The following is a 20,252-nucleotide window of genomic DNA, read 5'->3' on the forward strand; positions in this document are numbered from 1 at the left end:
CCCTCGATCACCGCGGCGCCTCGATCAGCCCGGTCAGCTCGCGGACCGCCCGCAACGGGATGTCCAGCCAGTCCGGCCTGCTCCGCGTCTCGTACACCGCCTCGTAGACGGCCTTCTCCAACTCGTAGGCGGTGAGCAGCACATGCTGATCGATCGGATCGAAGCCCGCGACGTCCGCGTAGCCCCGACAGAACGCCGCGCGATTGTGCGCGGCCCACTCGGCGGCCCGATCGCGCAACGCCTCGATCGACGTGCCCGGCTGTGGGGTCGCCGACCGCAGGTGATGCTGGGCGGCGTAGTCGAAGGACCGCATCATGCCCGCGACGTCCCGCAGCGGAGAGTGCGTCTCCGTCCGCTGCGCGATGGACGCCGACGGCTCGCCCTCGAAGTCGATGAGCAGCCAGCGCGTCGGTGCCCGCAGCACCTGCCCGAGATGCAGATCGCCGTGCACCCGCTGCACCTGCACGCCCCCGGGCAGGTCGGCGACCTCGGCGAACCGGCGGCGCAGCAGGGCCGCATAGGGCGCCAGCGCGGGCACCTGCGGCAACGCCGCCGCCAGCCGTGTCGACATGCCCTCGCTCAGCGCACGCAGCTCGGCGCCGCGCAGGGTGGTGGTGCCGAACGCCGTCGCCAGATCGGCGTGCACCTCGGCCACAGCGGCGCCCAGTCGGAACGCCTCCGGGGTGAAGTCGCCGCCCGCGGCGGGCGGGGCGCACGGCTGCACGGCGAGCAGGTCCCGCACGCTGGCCGTGGCCATCGACCAGCCCTCCGCCGAGTTCGCCGCGAAGGTCTGCAACATCGCATAGGTCACCGGCCTGCCCCCGATCGAGCCCTCGATCGAGCCGAGCAGTGTCGCGAGGTGTGAGGACCGGACCTGCCGCAGCGCCCGATGCAGCTCCAGATCGGGATTGACGCCTTCGGCGAGCCTGCGGAACACCTTGAGGATGTAGCGATCGGCGAAGACCACCGAGGTGTTGGACTGTTCCGAGGTCATCCGCCGGGCGGTCAGGCCGCTGCGGTTCGCGGCGCTGAACCCGGCGATCGGCTCGGCGACGAAGCGCACCCCCGCCACCTCGGCGCCCCGACCGATCAGCGTCAGCAGCACCCGGCACAGACTCGCGTCGTCCAGCGCGTCATAGACGACGACGTCGTCGAGCGCGGCGATCACCGAGGACTCCAGCTCGGCGGGCAGACTCCGCCGGATGCCCAGCGGCACCTGATACAGCTCCGGCGCCTCGGCGTCGACGAAGTGGACGGCCGCGACCAGCAGCAGACCGCGCGGACCGCCCTCGTCGAGATCGTCGACCAGCTCCACACAGCTCGCCACCGAGATCCGCTCGATCGGCGTGCCCTTGCTCGCGAACCACCGCTGCCAGGGCAGCCAGCCCGCCAACGCCTGCTCCAGGTGCTGCGGCCACGGCGTACTCGTGGTCTCGCTCATCGCGACGCCTCCGTCCGGTGCAGGGCGAACCAGTAGAAACCGTGGCCCGGCAGCGTGAGCATGTAGGGCAGCTCACCCACCGTCGGGAACGTCACCCCGCCGGTCAACTCGATCGGCTGCGCCCCCGCGTACTCCGACAGATCGAGTTCCACCGGCTGCGGGAAGCGGGAGAGGTTGTTGACGCACACCAACAGATCCTCGGTGCCGTCGGCGGCCACCGCACGACGCCGATACGCCAACACGGTGGGATTCGAGCAGCTCAACTCGGTGAAGTCACCCACGCCGAACGCCGGATGCGCCTTGCGCACCGCGATGACGTGTCGCGTCCAGTGCAGCAGCGAGGAGGGCGTCTTCTGCTGCGCCTCGACGTTGACGGCCTGGTAGCCGTACACCGGGTCGGCGATCGTGGGCAGATACAGCCGGGCCGGATCGGAGGTGGAGAAGGCCGCATTGCGGTCCGGCGCCCACTGCATCGGCGTGCGCACCGCGTCCCGGTCGCCGAGCCAGATGTTGTCGCCCATGCCGATCTCGTCGCCGTAGTAGAGGACGGGGGAGCCGGGCAGGGAGAGGAGCATGGCGGTGAAGAGCTCGAGCTGGTTGCGGTCGTTGTCGAGCAGCGGGGCCAGCCTGCGGCGGATGCCGATGTTGGCCTTCATCCGAGGATCGGTGGCGTACTCGGCGTACATGTAGTCGCGTTCCTCGTCGCTGACCATCTCCAGGGTCAGCTCGTCATGATTGCGCAGGAAGATCCCCCATTGCGCTCCCTCGGGAATCGGGGGCGTCTGCGCCAGGATCTCGGAGATGGGGAAGCGGCTCTCGCGGCGGACGGCCATGAAGATGCGGGGCATGAGGGGGAAGTGGAAGGCCATGTGGCATTCGTCCCCGCCCACGTCGGGGTCGCCGAAGTACTCGACGACGTCGCTGGGCCACTGGTTCGCCTCGGCCAGTAACACCCGGCCCGGGTATTCGTCGTCGACGACCTTGCGGCAGCGGCGGAGGAAGTCGTGCGTCTCCGGCAGGTTCTCGCCGTTGGTCCCGTCCCGCTCGAACAGATACGGCACCGCGTCGAGTCGGAATCCGTCGATGCCCAGATCCAACCAGAACCGCAGCACGTCGAGCATCGCCTCGGCGACGGCGGGGTTGTCGTAGTTGAGGTCGGGCTGGTGGTGGAAGAAGCGGTGCCAGTAGTACTGGCCTCGGACCGGGTCGTAGGTCCAGTTCGAGGCCTCGGTGTCGACGAAGATGACCCGCGCGTCCGGGTATCGCTGATCGTCGTCATTCCACACGTAGAAGTCCCCGTACGGCCCGTCGGGATCGCGGCGGGACTCCTGGAACCACGGATGCTGGTCGGAGGTGTGGTTCATGACCAGGTCGGTGATCACCCGGATCCCTCGGCGGTGGGCCTCGTCCAGGAGATGGACGAAGTCCTCCACGGTCCCGAATTCGGGGAGCACCGCGCGGAAGTCGCTGATGTCGTAGCCGCCGTCGCGCAGCGGTGAGGCGTAGAACGGGGGGAGCCAGAGGCAGTCCACCCCGAGCCATTCCAGGTAGTCGAGCCGGTCGGCCAGACCGCGCAGGTCGCCGGTGCCGTCACCGTCGGAGTCCGAGAACGCCCGGACCAGGACCTCGTAGAACACGGCCCGCTTGTGCCAGTCCGGCTCGACCGTCAGCACTCGCGCCGAGGCGAAGTCGTCCGCGCTCGGCTCGGTGATGATGCGTGGTGCCACTCGGGTGCTCATCGGTCCCCCACAGACAGGATGTGCGCGACGCCGCGAGGCGGGTCGAGCGTGACGAAGTTGGTCGTGCCCCAGTCGAAGACCTCGCCGCTCACCTCGTCGTGACAGGTGAACCGGGTCTCCTCGGCGGCGCCCGCAGCCAGACCCAGCGCCGCGAGGTCGAGCCGGACCGTGCCCTTCTGGGCTGCGGTCGGATCGAGGTTGACCACGACGATGACCGTGTCCCCACTGGCCGGGTCACGCTTGGAGAAGGCGATCAGGTCGTCGTTGTCGACCTCGTGGAAATGCAGGGTGCGCAGGCTGCCCAGTGCCGGATGCGCCCGTCGGATCTCGTTGAGCCTTGTCAGCCACGGCTCTAGCGAGCGGCCCCGCTCGACGGCCGCCGCATGGTCGCGTGGCCGGAGCTCGAACTTCTCGGAGTCCAGGTACTCCTCGGCGCCCGGCCGCAGCGGCTCGTGCTCGTACAGCTCGTAGCCTGCGTAGACGCCCCAGCTGGGGCCGAGCGTCGCCGCCAGCGCGGCCCGCAGCGCGAACATCGCGGGCTCACCACTCTGCAGGGCCGCAGGCAGGATGTCGGGGGTGTTGACGAAGAGGTTGGGCCGCGCCTCGTGGGCGTGGGCGACGAGATCGCTGCCGAATTCGGTGAGTTCGTGTTTGGTGGTGCGCCAGGTGAAGTAGGTGTAGTGCTGGGTGAAGCCGAGTCGGGAGAGTCCGTACATGCGGGCGGGTTTGGTGAAGGCTTCGGAGAGGAACAGGACGTCGGGGTGGGTCGTCTTGAGTTCCGCGATGAGGTGTTTCCAGAAGTCCGGTGGTTTGGTGTGGGGGTTGTCGACCCGGAAGATGCGGATGCCGTGGTCGATCCAGTGGATGACGACGCGGCGGATTTCTTGGTATAGCCCGGTGGGGTCGTTGTCGAAGTTGAGGGGGTAGATGTCCTGGTATTTCTTGGGTGGGTTCTCGGCGTAGGCGATGGTGCCGTCGGGTCGGGTGGTGAACCATTCGGGGTGGTCGCGGACCCAGGGGTGGTCGGGGGCGCATTGGAGGGCGAGGTCGAGGGCGACTTCGAGGTTCAGTTCGGTGGCGCGGGCTACGAATTGATCGAAGTCGTCCAGCGTGCCGAGGTCGGGGTGGATGGTGTCGTGTCCGCCGTCGGGTGATCCGATGGCCCAGGGCGAGCCGACGTCGGTCGGTTCGGGGGTGAGGGTGTTGTTGCGTCCTTTGCGGTGTACGTGGCCGATGGGGTGGATCGGCGGCAGGTAGACGACGTCGAAGCCCATGGCCGCGATGCGGTCGAGTTCGGTGGTCGCGGTCTGCCAGGTCCCGTGGACGGGCCTGCCCTCGGCATCGTGCCCGCCGGTCGACCGAGGGAAGAACTCGTACCAGGAACCCACTGCCGCGCGCGGTCGGTCCACCCAGATGTGGTGCACGCGGCCCGAGGTCACCAGGTCCCGCACGGGCTGTTCCGTCATCACCCGCACCACCGCATCCGACAGCGCGAGCGCGATCCGCTCCTCGGGCGAGGCCCCGCTCTGTCGCAGCCGGATCGCCGCGGCCCGCAGGACCACGCGATCCGCCGCGCTGTCCGGCCGCCGAGCCGCTCGATCCACCAGCCGCGCGCCGATCTCCAGGTCATTGGCCAGTTCCTCGGCGGACTGCCCGGCGGCCAGCTTCGCCTCGATCCCCGCGCGCCAGGTCGACCACGGATCAGACCAGCCCTCCACCCGGAAGCTCCACCGGCCCGGCTCGTCGGGGACGACGGTCCCGCTCCAGCGGTCCTCGCCCGCGTTGGCCAGCCGCATGCGCGTGCGGCGGGACAGCCGATCGCCCTGGCGGCCCCAGACGATGGTCGCGGCGGCGGCGTCGTGCCCTTCGCGCCACACCGTCGCGTGCACCGGAATGTGTTCGCCGACCACTCCCTTACTCGGATGACGGCCTTCGTCGATCGCCGGTGACACGTCTTCTACGACAATTCTTCCGCTCACGACCATCCTTTCCTTGCGGCCGATGTACTGTTCTTCAATGGTGACCTGATACGGTCTGAACAGGCCAATAGTCGGTTTCCATTAAGCCGACTTGACGAAGCGGTCGGCGGCTTGTCGGCGGTTTCTCCGCACCGTCGATCTGGTAGGTCGCCCAGCTCGGATCGGGCGACGCCGAGCGCCGAGGCGACTCGGGATCGAGCGAGACGGCGACGGTGTGATTCGCCCGCGCGGGCGGCTCGGCGATGCCTCGCGCGCATGGCAACAGGTCTTGGACCGCAGCGGATCGCCGATGCAAGCCTGGGCCGATCACCTGCCGCGATCGACGGGCCCGTCGTGGCGCGCGCAGTCGAGGACGACCGAGCAGCCGGAGGCCGCGATGACCGGACGACCGATGTGGACCCTGCCCCTGACCCTGCTGCTCGCGGCGGGAACGCTCGCGGGCTGCACGGGCGCCACCGACGCCGCGCCCGACCGAGGCGGCTCAGCGGAGTCGGGGCCGGGTGACGCTAGTGAATCCCCCGATGACGGCGCCGCGGCCGACGTGGCCGCGCCCGCCGCCGCGTATGTCACGGCGGTGGCCGAGGGCGACCTGGACGGGCTCGTCGACGCCTTCGACCCGGACGGCGAGGTGATCGACGTGACTCGGCGCATCGCCGGTCACGACGCCATCCGGGCCTGGGCGGACCGGGAGGTGATCGGCGGCAGCCTCGCGGTTCTGGAGGTCATGCCCACCTCCGACGGCCAGGAGCTCCTGGTGCACTGGGCGCCCGCTGGCTCCGACGGCTGGCAGGCGCGGTACCGCTTCACCTTCGAGAGCGACCGGATCGCGGTGGCCGACCTCCAGTACGCCTGACACCGCTGTACCGGGCCGAGGGCGGCGCGGCCGGGGCCTGCCGCCGCCCTGGACGACGGCCCAGACCGCCTGCCCGACGGGCGCGACCTCAGTGACAGCGCGACCTCAGCGGGCGACGACCATGTCTCTGGTCAGCGCGTTGTCCGGTCCGAGCAGCTCCAGGGCCAGATCCTGCGGCGTACGTCCGAGGTGGTCGGTCTGGCCCGGCCGGGCGCCCTGGCGGAGCAGAGCCTGGCCCGCGTCGGGGTTGCCGTGTCGGACGGCGATGTGCAGCGGCGTCTGCCCGGTGGTGGCCACGACCGCGTCGAGCACCGCCCCGGACCGCAGCAGCTCGCGGACCACGTCGGCGTCGCCGTGCTCGGCGGCGCGATGCAGCGCCGTCTGGCCGACCGGGTCGGTGGCCAGCACGTCGGCACCGCCCGCCAGCAGCGCGCGGACGACCGTCAGATCGCCCTGACCCGCCGCGATCATCAAGGGCGACAGGCCTCGGTCGTCTCGGATGCCGGTGTCGCCCCCGAACCGCAACAGCTCGCCGACGAGGGCCACATCGCGGTCCCGCACGGCCTGGACGAGCCGGGCCTCCCGGTCGGCGTTGAATGCCGCGACCTCGCCGTTGGCATCGAAGTAGACCTTCCAACTGCTGATCAGCCCGGCGTCGTTGACCACGAGCCGGTGCATGTCCTCGATCTCGAACAGCACCTTGGTCCTGGTGTGGCGGGCCTTGGTGTACACCACGGCGCAGGCGGTGTCGCCGTCGACGAACAGACCGCGCAGGCCGTAGTCGAGCACCTCCGTGGTCTCGGCCCGAATGCGGAAGGCCTCGGCGACCTCCTGCCGTCCGACGTGGACGCCCAGATAGGGCACCACCGCGTTCCACTGATCCAGCGGCAGTTCCAGAACGATCGACGGCGACAGTCCCGCCATGATTCGATCGGTGTCGCCCGCCCCGATGGCCGAATACCAGTCGGTGACGATCTCGCGTACTCGACGAGTGTCCATTCACGGTCCTCTCAACTGATCTCGACGATGCGCTCGAATGCGCAGATATCGCGATTCCTCCTCATCAAGAATGGCAGCCGGAGAAGCGTGAGACCACTGATTCGAGGCGACTGCGTGTACTGCGAGAATCAGCTCAGAAAAGAGAATGCGCACCTGCCGACTCGGCGACTCGCGGGTGTCGTCGGCTCGACGCGACGGGAGACGTCGCCGCGGCGGAGCGTGTCCCGGCCGGTGCTCGGGCGATCATTCGATCGGAACCCGGGGGGCGAGCAGACGGACGCGGGGCGAGGGAAGCCCTCGCCCCGCGTCCGCCGATTCCTCAGTGCGCTGCGGACTCGAAGTCCAGCAGGGAGGGGCCCGATGCGAGCCCCTTCGGCGCCAGCCCGTCCAGCTCGGCCAGCTCGGCCGCACTCAGGCTGACGTGCGCGGCGCCCAGGTTGTCGTCGATGTGGTGGGGCTTGGTCGTGCCGGGGATCGGGACGACGTCCTCGCCCTGGGCGAGCAGCCAGGCCAGCGCGAGCTGCGCCCGGCTGATCCCCTTGCGCTCGGCGAAGGCCGCCAACGGCGCGAACCGGTCGCGGTTCGCCGTGAGGTTGTCCTGGGCGAACCTCGGCGCGTTGTTGCGGAAGTCGCCCGCGCCGATGGTGTCCGCGCTGCCCGCGAGGAAGCCGGTGCCCAGCGGGCCCCACGGCACGATGCCGACGCCCAGTTCCCGTGCCACCGGGATCAGATCGGCCTCGACGTCGCGGGTCCACAGCGACCACTCGACCTGCACGGCGGCGATCGGGTGCACGGCGTGGGCGGCCCTGAGCTGCTCGCCGGTCACGTTGCACAGCCCCAGATGCGCGGCCTTGCCCGCCGTGACCTGCTCCGCCATCGCGGCCACGGTCTCCACCACCGGCACGCCGGGGTCCGGGAAGTGCAGGTACCAGAGATCGACGGCGTCGATGCCGAGCCTGCGCAGGCTGGCGTCGATCGCCGCGCCCGCCCGCTCGGGCCGGGCGTCCACCGTGATGGAGTTGGCGTAAGTGGCCGTGACCTTGTTCGCGGTGGCGGAGGGCTCGTAGACGATCCCCCACTTGGTGCCGACGACGGCCCGGTCCCGCCTGCCCGCCAGGGCCAGCCCGAGGACCTGTTCGTTCTCGCCGTTCGCCCCGTAGGCGTCGGCGGTGTCGAGGAGCACCGGCCCGTCCTGGTCCAGCACGTGCGCGAGCACCTTCGCGGAGTTCGCGTCGTCGTTGGTCCCGTACATGCCGTCCAGCAGGACCATGGCCCCGTATCCGATGGGGGACACGGCGGGCCCGTCGGTGCCCAGTCTGCGCTGCTGTGTCACTGAACTCTCCTGTCGTCGATCAGAGATGTCGATCAGAGGTAACGGCCGACGACGTCCTGGATCAGGCCGTCGCGGACGAGATAGGCGTAGGTGAAGGACTCCCGGCCGCCTCGGCCGGTCTCGAAGTCGTAGTGGACGACGTGCCGATCGCCCTCCCAGCGGGTCTCGACGACCTCGTAGCTGCCGCCGACGTCGAGCACCTCGGGGACCAGGAACCTGTCCATGATGTCGGCACGCGAGGGGTAGATCCGCCCCACGCTGTCGAATCGGGCGTCCTCGGCGAAGACCTCGGCCACGGCCTCCTCGTCACCGGCGTTCGCGGCGTCGAGGAATCGCACGGCCACCTCCTCGGCTTCGGCGCGTTCCTCCGCCGTGGGCGGCGGGCCGTCGGCCCCGGCGGAGGCGCCGGCCGAGTCCGCTCGGTCGGGGGGCGTCTCGGCGGTCTGATCCGTGGCGGAGCAGGCCGACAGGGTGAGCAGGATTGTCGCGACGAGCGCGATCCGGTGTCTCGTTCGCATGATGTCTCCTGTGGCGGGTCGGCGGGGCTGTCGCGGAGTCGGGGCGTCCTGCGGGCTGGTCGGTTCGGTCGGTTGCGTCGGCCCGTTCGTCGTCGCCGGGAACACGCCCTGGGGCCCGGAGACCCTGGGGGCGGTCTCCGGGCGACGGGGCCGGCGGCGGCGCCTGGGGTACGCCGGGCCGAGCAGGCGGGGAAGCCGGGGGCGCGGGAGTGGTCCCGGCCTCCCCACCGGGGGGTGAGTAGTCAGTTCGTGGTGGTCTCCTCTCCCGATCGGGTGGCGCGGGAGCCGGAGCGCTCACCGCGAAGCAGGACGGCGACCAGCACGGCGCCGAACACCAGCAGGCCCATGGCGACCAGATAGCCGACGTGGTAGCCGCCGAGCACGGATTCGGGATCGGTGCCGGGACTCAGCACGGAGGCGGCGGTGACCAGCAACGCGACGCCGATGCTGCCGCCGAGTTGCTGGGCGGTGACGTTGAAGCCGCCCGCGACGCCGTGCTGGTGCTGGGGCACGCCGGTCAGCGAACCCGCCGTCAGGGCGGCGAAGGCGGTGCCCTGGCCGATGCTCATCACGGCGACCGCCGGGAACACGTCGAGCCAGTAGCCGCCGTCCAGCGGCGTGCGTGCCCACAGGACCATGCCGACGGCCAACAGCAGCAGGCCGGTGATCATCAGGTTCCGTTGGCCGACCCGGACCATCAACCGGCCGGAGATGTTGGTGGAGATGATCACCAGGATGCCCATCGGCAGGATCGCCAGACCGGACTGCATCGGCGTGTAGCCGAGCAGGCCCTGGAGATAGAGCGGGGCGAAGAACAGCACGCCGAGGACGGCGGTGAAGAACACGACGGCGGTCACCGTCGCGGCCCGCACCGCGGGCACGCGCAGCAGGTCCATCGGCAGCAGCGGCTGGGCGATCCGCCGTTCCCAGATCACGAAGCCGACCAGCATCACCGCAGCGGCCGCGAGTGCGCCGAGGGTGAGCCCGTCCCAACCCTCCTCGCTCGCCCTGGTCAGACCGAAGACGGCGAACAGCAGGCCGAGCGTCACGGCCGCCGCACCGGGCACGTCGAGGGAGAGCCGCCGCCGGGTGCCCTTCGGCAGCACCGACCGCACCGCGGCGAGGACCGCGACGCCGATCAGCAGGTTGAAGACGAACACCGAGCGCCAGTTGAAGACGTCGGTCAGCACGCCGCCGATGACGACGCCCGCGCTGAAGCTCGACGCGCCGACGGAGGTGTAGACGGCGAGCGCCTTGTAGCGCTCCGGCCCGGCGGGGAAGAGCTGGGTGACCAGCGCCAACGAGGCGGGTCCTGACAGCGCGGCTCCGATGCCCTGGAGGCCTCGGGCCACCATGAGCAGTTCCGCGTTCGGGGCGAGCGCCGCTCCGACGGCGGCGATGCAGAAGATCGCGACGCCGAGTGCGAACACGTACCGCCTGCCGAGCACGTCGGCCGCTCGGCCGCCGAACAGCAGGAAGCCCGCGAAGGTCAGCGCATACGACGTCATCATCCACTGGAGAGTCGTGTCGGTGATGGACAGATCCGCGCCGATGGCGGGCAGCGCCGCGTTGACCACGGCGACGCCGCCCGAGTCCAGGGCGAGGGCGGCGGCGAGCACGACGACGGCGAGCCACCGACGGCGGTCGGAGATCGGCGTGGCGTCGGCACCGGGTTCCGGCTCTGGCCCGGCGCGACGATCGGGATCGATGGAGACGGTCATGATGACTCCTGAAGACTCGGGCGATCCGGCGCGCGGTGCGCTGCTGCTCGGATCGGTGTGGAAGGGGTGCTCACGCGGCGTCTATCGCGGTCGTCCTGGCCAGCGGGCCCCACTCGTCGAGTTCGGCGAGGAGCCGACGATGGCGCGGCGCGAGGAGGTCGACGGCATCGCCGCCGAGGGCCAGCCGCAGCGGCGGGCGCTCGGCGTCGAGCGCGGTGCGGATCACGGCGGCCGCCTTCACCGGATCACCCGGTTGGGCGCCGTGGAAGTTCTTGAGCAGGGTGCGCGCCGGACCGGTGATGTCGGTGTAGGCGGGCAGCGGGCGGCTCTCGCGCAGGGCGGCGCCCGCGAAGGCGGTGCGGAAGGCACCCGGCTCGACGATGATCACTCGGATGCCGAAGGGCGCGACCTCGGCCGCGAGCGCCTCGGAGTAGCCCTCCAGGGCGAACTTCGCGGCACAGTAGGCCGAGAATCCGGAGTAGCCGAGCTGTCCGACGAAGCTCGACATCTGCACGATCGCGCCACCGCCTGCGATGCGCATCGAGGGCAGGACGGCGCGCACGAGCGCGGCCGGGCCGTGCAGGTGCACGTCCAACAGGTCGCGCAGCTCCGCGTCGGTGGTCTCCTCGGCGGCGCCGACGTGGCCGAAACCCGCGTTGTTCACCAGGACGTCGATCCGGCCGAACCGGGCGAGCGCGGCACTGACGGCGTCGTCCACCTGCTCGGGATCGGTGACGTCCAGCGGCAGCGCCGTGACCCGCTCGGCGGCCCCGGCGACGAGACCCGCGAGGGACTCGGGGCGACGGGCGGTCGCCACGACGAAGTCACCGGCGGCCACGGCGGCCTCGGCCAGCGCCAGGCCGAAGCCGGACGCCGCGCCGGTGATGAACCACACCCGAGACGGGCGAGGCTCGCCCGGTCGAGATATGGCGTTGGCGGTCATTGGTCCTCCAGGACTAGACCCGTTGCTCTGCGTGATCCAGGAGACCGCGCCGCCCCCGGCGGCGTCCAAGACTCGTGGCCATAACCTTTGGACATAGATCACCGAGGGGAAGGTGGACATGGACGTCGACACTCGCGTCCTGCGGTATTTCGTGGCGGTGGCCGAGCACCTCAACTTCACCAGGGCCGCCGAACAGCTCTTCATCTCGCAACCGGCGCTGAGCAGGCAGATCAGGCAGCTGGAGACGGAACTGCGCACGCCGTTGCTCGAACGCACGAGCCGCGAGGTGCGCCTCACCCCGGCGGGGGAGGAACTGCTGCCCGCCGCCCGCCGACTCATCACCGACTGGCAGACCGCGCAGCGGGCCGCCAGGACGGTGGCCGCGGCCGCCTCCCAGGTGCTGCGGATCGGCTTCGTCGCCACCGGTGCCGGGCCGCTGACCACCAGGGCCAGGACCCTGTTCGCAGGCAGGCATCCCGAGGTCACCGTCGAGCCCAAACGGTTCGACTGGGGCGGCGAGGTGGCCGCGTTGCGAGACGGGCTGGTCGACGTCGCCTTCCTGTGGCTGCCCGCCGACACGACGGGGCTGCGCGTCGAGGTCATCGCGGAGGAGCGGCGGATGGTCGCCCTGGCCCGAGACCATCGACTGGCCGCGCAGCCCGACGTCTCGATCCTCGACCTGAACCCCGAACCGCTCGGCTGGACCAGACGCGCGCCTCGGCCTTGGGTGGACTGGTGGGCCGTCAATCCGCGTCCGGACGGCACCGAACCGCTGTGGGGGCCGGAGAACGACAACGTCGAGGAGATGCTGGAGCACGTCGCCGCCGAGGCCGCCATCTCCATCGGCTCGGAGTCGATGGCCGCCTACTACGCCCGACCCGACCTGGTGTGGCGGCCGATCCGAGACGTGCCGCCGCTGCGGATCGGCCTCGGCACCACGCCGGGGCCGATGAGTCCGCTGGTGGCGGGCTTCGTCGAGGTGGTCCGGCTGCTGGTCGGTTCGGCGACGGACGACGGGCCCGTCGGCGGCGCGGAGTCGGCGTGACGGCGGCCGCCTGGTGAGCGCACGTCTGCCTGCTGCGAGCCTTCGACCGGTCCGAGGGCGACGCGGCCTGCGGCGCCCGGGCGTCGGTCGCCGCCCCGGCCTGCCGGGCTGACCGACCGCGCCCTCGCCCTCGCCCCGCCGACGACCGATCGAGCCGCACCCGGCGACTCCCGGCCCGCTTGGCCACGACTTCCTTCGCGGTCTCCGACGTCGTCGACTTCAAGCAGTAGTCGTCGCGCGCCGCGAAATGCTTGTCCTGTCCCGTCGATCGCTGTTGAATCCTAATCGAGCGCCGTTGCCGGTGGATCGGGCAGTTCAAGCCAGTTAGCTGGCGCTTTCGATTCGACAGTTTACTCGTACTGACGTCGTGAGACGGCCCGCTCGCTCGTCGTCCCTCGGCGACGGCGGGCCGACGTGTCTTGTGCAGGACGGAATTCGAACAGCGAGGGAGAATTCGACGTGCCGAACAACACCGCCGACGGTGCGACGACCGCCGAGGTCGCGCTCCGTTGGTTCAATGCGCTGAGCAGCGGTGACATCGACGCGGCCCTGGAGCTGGCCGCCGACGACATCGAGTTCGTCAACTACACGCCGGTGCCGGGATACAACACCGACATGCCCTGGATCGGCACTCATCTCGGCCGGGACGCCGTACGCCGATCCTTTGAGGAATTCGGCCGGGTGGTGGCCGTCGATTATGCGGAGCTCATCCGCATCGCCGTCGACCGCAATTCTGCGGCCGGGGTGATTCGCGAGATATCGACGGTTCGGGAGACCGGCCTGAAGTTCGAGATCGAATTCGTCCAGTGGCTCACCGTGCAGGACGGCAAGATCGTCTACTGGAAGTCCTACACCGACCCGTCGGAGATCCTGCGCGCGCTGCGTGGGCCGGTCCTGGAACGCGAGGTCTCGGCATGACTCCCACCCTGGACACCCTGCTGCTCAACGCCGTCCGCAGGCGCGGCACCGAAGAGGTTCGCGACCTGCTCCGCGACGGCGCGAACCCCGGCACTCGGGACGCCTCGGGGCTGACCGCGCTGATGATCGCGGCGGGCAACGGCGACGCCGAGACCGTCGGGGTGCTGATCGGAGCGGGCGCCGACGTCTACACCACCGACACCGGGGCGGGCGGCACCGCGCTGCACAAGGCGGTGCAACGCGGCGACCTGGCGACGGTCCGAATGCTGGTGGAGGCGGGCGCCTTCATCGACGCCGTCTGCATCACCACCGGACACACGCCGCTGCTGGACGCGTTCTGGTACAAGTGGCCGGACATCGTCGGCTACCTGCTGGATCGTGGTGCCGGGACCGACATCGCCACGCATTACGGCTTCTCGATGCGCGACCACTTCCAGTACGCGATGAACGTCAACCCGGTGGGCCGGGAGAAGCTGGTCGCCGCCGACGCCCTGCTGCGCAGGCGGCTCGACGCCGACCAGCGGGCCGTCGCCGACCAACCGCTGATGGCCGCGGTCGTCGCGGGCGACGTCGACGAGGTCCGCAGGCTGCTGGCCGCAGGCGCCGAGGTCGACGCCCGGCATCCCGTGCTCAACGGCTTCAACGACGTGCACACCCCGCTGCTGGTCGCCGCCCGCGACGGACACACCGAGATCGTCCGCCTCCTGTTGGCGGCGGGTGCCGACGTGAACGCCGTCGAGCCGACCTTCGGCGCGGTCCCCGTGCACAAGGCCGTCTACAACGGACATGCCGAGATCACCCGCATCCTGGTCGAGACCCCCGGCGTCGACATCGACTTCCAGGGCTCCACCAACGGCTACACCCCGCTGCACGACGCGCTGTGGCACGGCTTCGAGGACTGTGCCCGCATCGTGCTCGACGCCGGTGCCCGGCTCGACCTGCTCGGCCATGACGGCAAGACCCCGTACGAGCTGGCCGCAGAGGTCTTCGGCCCGGACCACGACCTCGCCAGGACGATCCGCGCGGCCGCCCGGCCGTCAACGGCGACCTCTCGGGGCTGAGGGCTCGCCGAGCCCGCGACGGACGGCCTGCTCCTCGGGGCGCCTCCTGTCGACATCGCGCTGACCGAGACCAGCGGGCCTGCCGCTCGCAACGCCGTCGACCGGCCCGAATCCGAGAACACATGCACCAACCAGGAAGGAGCCACCCATGCTGTTCTTCTGCCAGATGCGCTGGAATCACGAGGGGCGGATCAGCCTCGACGAACTGTGGGAGATCGAAGAGGAGGAGACCCGGCACGCCCAGGAGACCGTGGACTCCGGCTACTGCGTCGGAATCTGGAAGGTCGCGGGCCAGAAGCGCGTCCTGGCGGTCGTCGACGCCGAGTCGGCCGACGATCTGGACCGCTCGGTGTTCCAGCTACCGATGCGCGAGTACCTGGAGTTCGAGGCCATCTGGCCGTTGCGCGACTACGTGAGCTTCGCCGGAGACGTCGAGAACCGCTACCGCCCCGTCGGACAGGAGAAGACCCCGTGATCCACCAGCTGATCTTCGCCTACCCCCGTCCCGGCATGACCGAGGAGGAGTTCCACCGCTACTGGGTCGAGGAGCACGCGGTCCGCTACGCGAGCAAGATCCCGCAGGTCAAGCAGTACAGCGTCGACACGAGGGTCACGGTGCCCGGCGAGCAGTCCGATCCGCTGTGGAGCGGCGTCGCCGAGATCTGGCTGGAGAACGAGGAGGAGCAGCTCGCCTCCCTCCAGACCCCGGAGTTCCTCAACGGCGCGCGGCTCGACGAGCCTCGCTGGGCCGCCTTCTGGCGGAGCCTGGTGCTCGACACCGACGCCCACGTGGTGATCCCCGGCGACGAGCAGCGGGCCGATCGGCCGGGGACCAAGCAGTTCATCCTGGTCAAGCGGAAGGAGGGAATGCCGCTGGAGGAGTTCCGTCAGTACAGCCGGGACGCGCACGCGTCGTTGGTCGCCAAGATCCCCGGACTGCGGCGTTATTACCAGAACTTCACCCGCGACGGCGCCTACGGCGTCGGCGAGGCGGTGCTGGACTGCGCCTATCAGCTCTGGTTCGACGACGCGGAGGAGCTGCGCCGGGCCACGGCGACCGAGGAGTACCGCCGCGCGATGGCCGACCTGCACACCTTCACCGAGCCCCGTTACGTGCACACCCTCGCGGTACGGGAGAACTGGATCATCGGGCCGCAGGCCGGGTGACGCTGTCGCGAGCTCGGTCCGGGTCACCCGGTGGCGGGCTCGTCTGGGTGAATCCTGCGGGCTCGGCCCGCGGGTGCATCAGCCTGCGGGTTCGCCCGCACGCACCTCTCGGCGACGGTCGGCGTGGGCCGTCCCCGAGTTCATCCGCCCACCTGTTGCTCTGCGGCTGACAGGAGCGGGTCCGGCCGCCGACGACGCCTCGTCGACTCGACAGCCGGTCTCGTCCGGCGACCACGCCACCCCCCAGACCGGCTGTCGATCCGCTGCCTCCCGGCGGATCGACAGCCGGTCTTCGTCGTGCCGTCCGGCGCCCCTCGACTTGCTCGGCCGGGGAGGTCCGGGCTCGGGCCGTCGCCTGCGGAACCGGCAGCCTGCACCGAGAAGTCGGTTCCACCTCGGTCACCGAGGGCGGGACGCCGTCGAGACCATCTGGTCAAGTCCGTTCTATCGTCGCCGCGAAATGCGATTCCCTTGCCGGTGATTCCGCCACCGCGTTTAATTCTGGTTGTCCCCGACGACGCAGCCGGGTCGACCTCCCGAGAAATCACGGAATTACTCACCGGGAGCAGCGGCCGCCGGGCACCGACTCAGGTCGGGACATTCCTTGTTTCACACCGTGACGAAAGGACAACCATGACCAGGCGCATGTTGGTCGTGCTCTCCGAGTACGGATACTGGGGAGAGGAGTTGGTCGGACCGGTCGAGGCATTCGACGCGGCGGGTTATCGCACCACCTTCCTCACGCCGACGGGTCAGCGTCCCCACGCCCTCCCGCCGAGCGTCGACCCCGACTACATCGACCCGCCGCTCGGCCGGTCGGTCACCACGTCCGACATGGCGCGTCGAGTCCGCGAGCTCGACGAGTCGCCCCGGCTGGACAACCCGCTCAGCCTCGCCGACCTGCTCCCCGAGCGGCCGTACTACAGCGCCATCAACCACCTGCGGGACCTGGAGGAGTACAACCGCAGGAACGCCTCGGCCGTGGCCGACCTGGTCACCAGCTTCGACGCCCTGGTCATCGTCGGCGGCAGCGGTCCCATCGTCGACCTCGCGAACAACGAGCGCCTGCACGAGCTGGTCCTGGGCTTCGTCGGCGTGGACAAGCCGATCCTCGCCGAGTGCTACGGCGTCGCGGTGCTGGCCTTCGCCAGGGATCTCGAGACGCGGCAGAGCATCATCGCGGGCAGGCACGTGACCGGTCACCCCAAGGAGTACGACTACAAGGACGGCACCGGCTTCTTCGGGGTCGACTTCAACATGGGCCCGCCCCCGTACCCGCTGGAGTACATCCTGCGGGATGCGACCGGCCCCGGCGGTCGATTCCACGGAAACGTCGGCCAGGAGACCTCGGTCATCGTCGACTACCCGTTCGTCACCGCCCGGTCGACCCCCGACTCGGTGCCCTCGGGTGAGCTGCTCGTGCAGGTTCTGGAAAACGGCCTGCGCCGCCACGGCTGGTAATCGACAAGGAGGAAATGATGGAAAGTAGACCAGGAAAGGTCGCTGTCTTCGAGCAGTTCGCGGCCGACGGAATGAAATACATGTTCGGCAATCCGGGCACCGTGGAACAGGGGCTGTTGGACGCCGGTCGAGAATTCGATCTCGACTACATCCTCGCCCTGCAGGAGAGCGTCGCGGTCGGCATGGCCGACGGCTATGCGCGGGCCACGCAGCGACCGGCCCTGGTCCAGCTCCACACCGGGGTCGGGCTCGGGAACGGGATCGGGATGCTCTACCAGGCGCTGCGCGGCGGATCTCCGCTCGTCGTGATCGCCGGGGACGCGGGCATCCGTTACGACGCGATGGACGCCCAGATGGCGGTCGACCTGGTGGCGATGGCGGAGCCGGTGACGAAGTTCGCCACCCGCGTCGTCGACCCGGGGTCGGTGCTGCGGGTGCTCCGTCGGGCGGTGAAGATCGCCATGACGCCGCCGAGGGGCCCGGTGTTCGTCGGGCTGCCCGCCGACGTCCTCGACGAGCTGACCGCCGAACCGGTGGTGCCGAGCTCGATCCCGTCCACTCGGGTGCTTCCCGAGCCCTCCCTGGTGGCCGCCGCGGCCACGCGGCTGCTCGCAGGCCCGCGCCGACTGATCCTGATGGGCGATGGGGTCGCCCTCAGCGGTGCGCAGCGGGAGCTGACCTCGGTGGCCGAGGCGCTGGGCGCCGAGGTCTGGGGGGTCAACTCCTCCGAGGTCAACTTCGACACCACGCATCCGCTCTACGGCGGCGGACTCGGGCACATGTTCGGCGCGGCGAGCGCGCGGGTGGTCCAGGAGGCGGACTCGGTGCTGATCGTGGGCACCTACGTCTTCCCCGAGGTCTTCCCGAGCCTGGCGAGCCCGTTCAAGCCGGGTGCGCAGCTCGTCCACATCGACCTCGACTCCTACGAGATCGCGAAGAACTTCCCCGTCGACCTGGGCATCGTCGCCGACCCCAAGCTCACCCTCGGCGCCATCGCCAAGGAACTCCAGCGGCGGCTCCCCGCGGTGCCCGCCCCGGCGGGCGCGGTGACCGCCGCCCCTGCCGTCGCCGAGCCCCCGAGCTCCGACATCGACGACTCGGTGCTGGAGCGCTTCGTCCGGCGGCTGGGGGAGCGCGCCCCGGAGGATCTGGTCCTGTTCGACGAGGCGCTGACCGCCTCGCCGCCGCTGGCCCGGCATCTGCCGCCGAGGCATCCCGGCCGGTTCTTCCAGACCAGGGGCGGCTCCCTCGGCGTCGGCATCCCCGGCGCGCTGGGCATCAAGCTGGCCAGGCCGGAGCTGCCGGTCGTCGCCTTCACCGGTGACGGCGGAAGCATGTACACCATCCAGGCGTTGTGGACCGCCGCCCGCTACGGGATCGGCGCCAAGTTCGTCATCTGCAACAACCGGCGCTACCGACTCCTGGATCAGAACATCGATCAGTACTGGTCCGAGCTGGACATTCCCCGGCACCAGTACCCGGATGCCTTCGACCTGTCCTCGCCGGACATCGGCTTCACCGAGCTGGCAGGCGCCCTCGGCGTCCCCGGCAGACGGGTCACGCGACTGTACGAAGTGGACGGTGCGATCGAGGCCATGCTCGCGCACGACGGCCCGTTCCTGGTGGATCTGGTCATCGAATGACGTCGAGCACGCCTGAGTTCGCATCGCTGACGAGAACGGAGGTCGACCGACCATGACGGTGGCAAGCGTCGACACGGTGCTCACCGACACTGCGGTCCGACGACTGGTGCACGACTGGTTCGAGGCGCGCGATCGCCACGACCACGTCGACAACCTGCTGAGACTGCTGACGGGCGCGGGCCTGGTGCTGCACTTCCCGCAGCACACCCTCCGCAGCCACGACGACGTCCGAAGCTGGTACGAGGACGAGATCCTGAGCACCTACTTCGACGAGGTGCACGAGATCGCCGACATCGGCGTCCAGCTCACCTCGCCCCTGCACGCCGAGGTGTCGATCCGGGTCAACTGGCAGTCCAGGGTCTGGCGGTCGCCGAAGGCGTCGAGCACCTGGCTCGGCTTCGACTCCCTGGAGCACTGGTCGGTGGTGCTCCAGGACGGAATGCCACGAATCCGCACCTACACCGTGCGCGACTTCACCCCCATGCCGGGATCGGCCTCGCTGCGGGCAGACGACTGACGTCGCACCGCGCAGGCCCTCCCGGCCGAAGGGCCCGACGTCAGGCACGTCGGGCCCCCCACCGGGCCGGCCCGGTGGGCGGACGGGCGGCAGGCATCGCGGGGACCGATGCCTGCCGCCCGCCACATCCGAACCCGGCCGCCGCCTGCCCCGAGTCACTGTCTGCCCGGCATCGAGGCAGGCCCGAATCGCCGCAGGCCCGGCAGGGCGACATCCACACCACCAGACGCGGCGCCGCCCGACGGCGCGTCGCGAGAACGGATCGAGGCACCATGGACGTACAGACGCCGTTCGTACCCGGCAGGCTCGCAGGCAGGCGCATCGGAATCCTGATGGAGAGCGACTACGTCGAGAACGAGATCGCCTACTACCGGATGCGCTTCGCCGAGGAGGGCGCCGAGGTCAGCCTGCTGACCAGGCTGTGGGGCAACAGCTCCCTGACCTTCACCGGCCACGAGCAGCGCGCGCCGATCGAGGTCGACGGCGACCTGGAACAGCTCGACTACGACGCCCTGTCGTCGTTGTCCGCGCTGATCGTGCCCTCGGGCATGGTCGCCGACCGGCTGCGCTACACCGAGAACGTCGACCAGGCCGCGCCCGCCGTCGAGGTCATGCGCCGGGCCTTCCGACTGCCCAACCTGATCAAGGGCTTCTCCTGCCACGGCCTGCTGCTGCTCTCGACCGCACCCGACCTGGTGCGCGGGCGCTCGGTCACCTGCCACAACAACCTCGTCGGCGACGTCAGGAACATGGGCGCCGTCTACTCGGGTCAGGACGTGGTCGTCGATCGAGACCTGGTCACCTCGCGGACCGTCGACCAGTGCCACCTGCTGGCCAGGACGATCATCGAGATGCTCGCAGGCCAGCAGCGCTGAGGCTCGACGGGACGACCGTCCCCTCTCGGCGCGCGTGGG

18 protein-coding genes are annotated in these 20,252 nt (G+C 70.1%); 10 read left to right on the plus strand and 8 right to left on the minus strand.

All coding sequences use genetic code 11. The features are described from left to right. Positions 1–7: 7 nt before the first annotated feature. From UA74_RS07615 to UA74_RS07625, 3 genes are read right to left on the minus strand one after another with little or no spacing between them, the layout of a single operon-like run. A complete protein-coding gene (locus tag UA74_RS07615; RefSeq protein ID WP_075739646.1) occupies positions 8–1,441 on the minus strand; it encodes a maltokinase N-terminal cap-like domain-containing protein in 1,434 nt (477 codons plus the stop codon). Then, a complete protein-coding gene (treS, locus tag UA74_RS07620) occupies positions 1,438–3,180 on the minus strand; it encodes a maltose alpha-D-glucosyltransferase (RefSeq protein WP_075739647.1) in 1,743 nt (580 codons plus the stop codon). The genes UA74_RS07615 and treS overlap by 4 nt, the downstream gene beginning before the upstream one ends. Next, positions 3,177–5,159 carry a maltotransferase domain-containing protein gene (locus UA74_RS07625; RefSeq protein WP_075766023.1) on the minus strand — a complete coding sequence of 661 codons (1,983 nt, stop codon included), beginning with the start codon at positions 5,157–5,159 and terminating at the stop codon, positions 3,177–3,179. The genes treS and UA74_RS07625 overlap by 4 nt, the downstream gene beginning before the upstream one ends. Positions 5,160–5,535: 376 nt before the next feature. Here UA74_RS07625 and UA74_RS07630 point away from each other — a divergent pair, with 376 nt between their 5' ends. Further along, positions 5,536–6,012, plus strand: coding sequence for a nuclear transport factor 2 family protein (locus tag UA74_RS07630; RefSeq protein WP_198042959.1), 477 nt, complete (start codon positions 5,536–5,538; stop codon positions 6,010–6,012). Between the two features lie 105 nt (positions 6,013–6,117). Here the strand turns inward: UA74_RS07630 and UA74_RS07635 are convergent, their stop codons facing one another. From UA74_RS07635 to UA74_RS07655, 5 genes are all read right to left on the minus strand, one after another. Next, complete coding sequence (locus UA74_RS07635; RefSeq protein WP_075739649.1) at positions 6,118–7,011, minus strand: ankyrin repeat domain-containing protein; 894 nt, start codon at positions 7,009–7,011, stop codon at positions 6,118–6,120. 319 nt (positions 7,012–7,330) lie between these two features. Beyond that, positions 7,331–8,344: an aldo/keto reductase gene (locus tag UA74_RS07640; protein ID WP_075739650.1), complete on the minus strand. Its 1,014-nt coding sequence runs from the start codon at positions 8,342–8,344 to the stop codon at positions 7,331–7,333. A 32-nt stretch (positions 8,345–8,376) separates the two neighbouring features. Beyond that, positions 8,377–8,862: a nuclear transport factor 2 family protein gene (locus tag UA74_RS07645; protein WP_075739651.1), complete on the minus strand. Its 486-nt coding sequence runs from the start codon at positions 8,860–8,862 to the stop codon at positions 8,377–8,379. 242 nt (positions 8,863–9,104) lie between these two features. Further along, positions 9,105–10,583 (minus strand): MFS transporter, encoded by a 1,479-nt coding sequence (locus tag UA74_RS07650; protein WP_083683007.1) that lies wholly within the window; start codon positions 10,581–10,583, stop codon positions 9,105–9,107. 70 nt (positions 10,584–10,653) lie between these two features. Beyond that, positions 10,654–11,526 carry an SDR family NAD(P)-dependent oxidoreductase gene (locus UA74_RS07655; protein WP_075764121.1) on the minus strand — a complete coding sequence of 291 codons (873 nt, stop codon included), beginning with the start codon at positions 11,524–11,526 and terminating at the stop codon, positions 10,654–10,656. A 118-nt stretch (positions 11,527–11,644) separates the two neighbouring features. On the opposite strand from UA74_RS07655, the gene UA74_RS07660 reads away from it, so the two are divergent. The 9 genes from UA74_RS07660 (at position 11,645) to UA74_RS07695 (ending at position 20,213) form a co-directional block, all read left to right on the plus strand. Then, the gene (locus UA74_RS07660) at positions 11,645–12,571 is read left to right on the plus strand and encodes a LysR family transcriptional regulator (RefSeq protein ID WP_075739653.1); all 927 of its coding nucleotides are present in this window, start codon (positions 11,645–11,647) and stop codon (positions 12,569–12,571) included. A 459-nt stretch (positions 12,572–13,030) separates the two neighbouring features. Next, positions 13,031–13,489, plus strand: coding sequence for a nuclear transport factor 2 family protein (locus UA74_RS31615; RefSeq protein WP_157434051.1), 459 nt, complete (start codon positions 13,031–13,033; stop codon positions 13,487–13,489). Next, entirely contained in the window at positions 13,486–14,550 is a 1,065-nt protein-coding gene (locus UA74_RS07665; RefSeq protein ID WP_157434052.1) for an ankyrin repeat domain-containing protein, read from the plus strand. Before UA74_RS31615 ends, UA74_RS07665 begins: the two co-directional genes overlap by 4 nt. Positions 14,551–14,698: 148 nt before the next feature. Further along, positions 14,699–15,025, plus strand: coding sequence for a muconolactone Delta-isomerase family protein (locus tag UA74_RS07670; RefSeq protein ID WP_075739654.1), 327 nt, complete (start codon positions 14,699–14,701; stop codon positions 15,023–15,025). Next, complete coding sequence (locus UA74_RS07675; RefSeq protein ID WP_075739655.1) at positions 15,022–15,717, plus strand: EthD domain-containing protein; 696 nt, start codon at positions 15,022–15,024, stop codon at positions 15,715–15,717. The genes UA74_RS07670 and UA74_RS07675 overlap by 4 nt, the downstream gene beginning before the upstream one ends. Positions 15,718–16,350: 633 nt before the next feature. Further along, positions 16,351–17,178 (plus strand): type 1 glutamine amidotransferase domain-containing protein, encoded by an 828-nt coding sequence (locus UA74_RS07680; protein ID WP_075764123.1) that lies wholly within the window; start codon positions 16,351–16,353, stop codon positions 17,176–17,178. A gap of 14 nt (positions 17,179–17,192) precedes the next feature. Further along, positions 17,193–18,821, plus strand: coding sequence for a thiamine pyrophosphate-binding protein (locus UA74_RS07685; RefSeq protein ID WP_232237667.1), 1,629 nt, complete (start codon positions 17,193–17,195; stop codon positions 18,819–18,821). Between the two features lie 52 nt (positions 18,822–18,873). After that, positions 18,874–19,338 (plus strand): hypothetical protein, encoded by a 465-nt coding sequence (locus UA74_RS07690; protein WP_075739657.1) that lies wholly within the window; start codon positions 18,874–18,876, stop codon positions 19,336–19,338. Positions 19,339–19,610: 272 nt separating this feature from the next. Beyond that, positions 19,611–20,213 carry a DJ-1/PfpI family protein gene (locus tag UA74_RS07695; protein WP_075766027.1) on the plus strand — a complete coding sequence of 201 codons (603 nt, stop codon included), beginning with the start codon at positions 19,611–19,613 and terminating at the stop codon, positions 20,211–20,213. Positions 20,214–20,252: the final 39 nt, after the last annotated feature.

This window comes from Actinoalloteichus fjordicus (genome assembly GCF_001941625.1).
Taxonomy (GTDB): domain Bacteria; phylum Actinomycetota; class Actinomycetes; order Mycobacteriales; family Pseudonocardiaceae; genus Actinoalloteichus_A; species Actinoalloteichus_A fjordicus.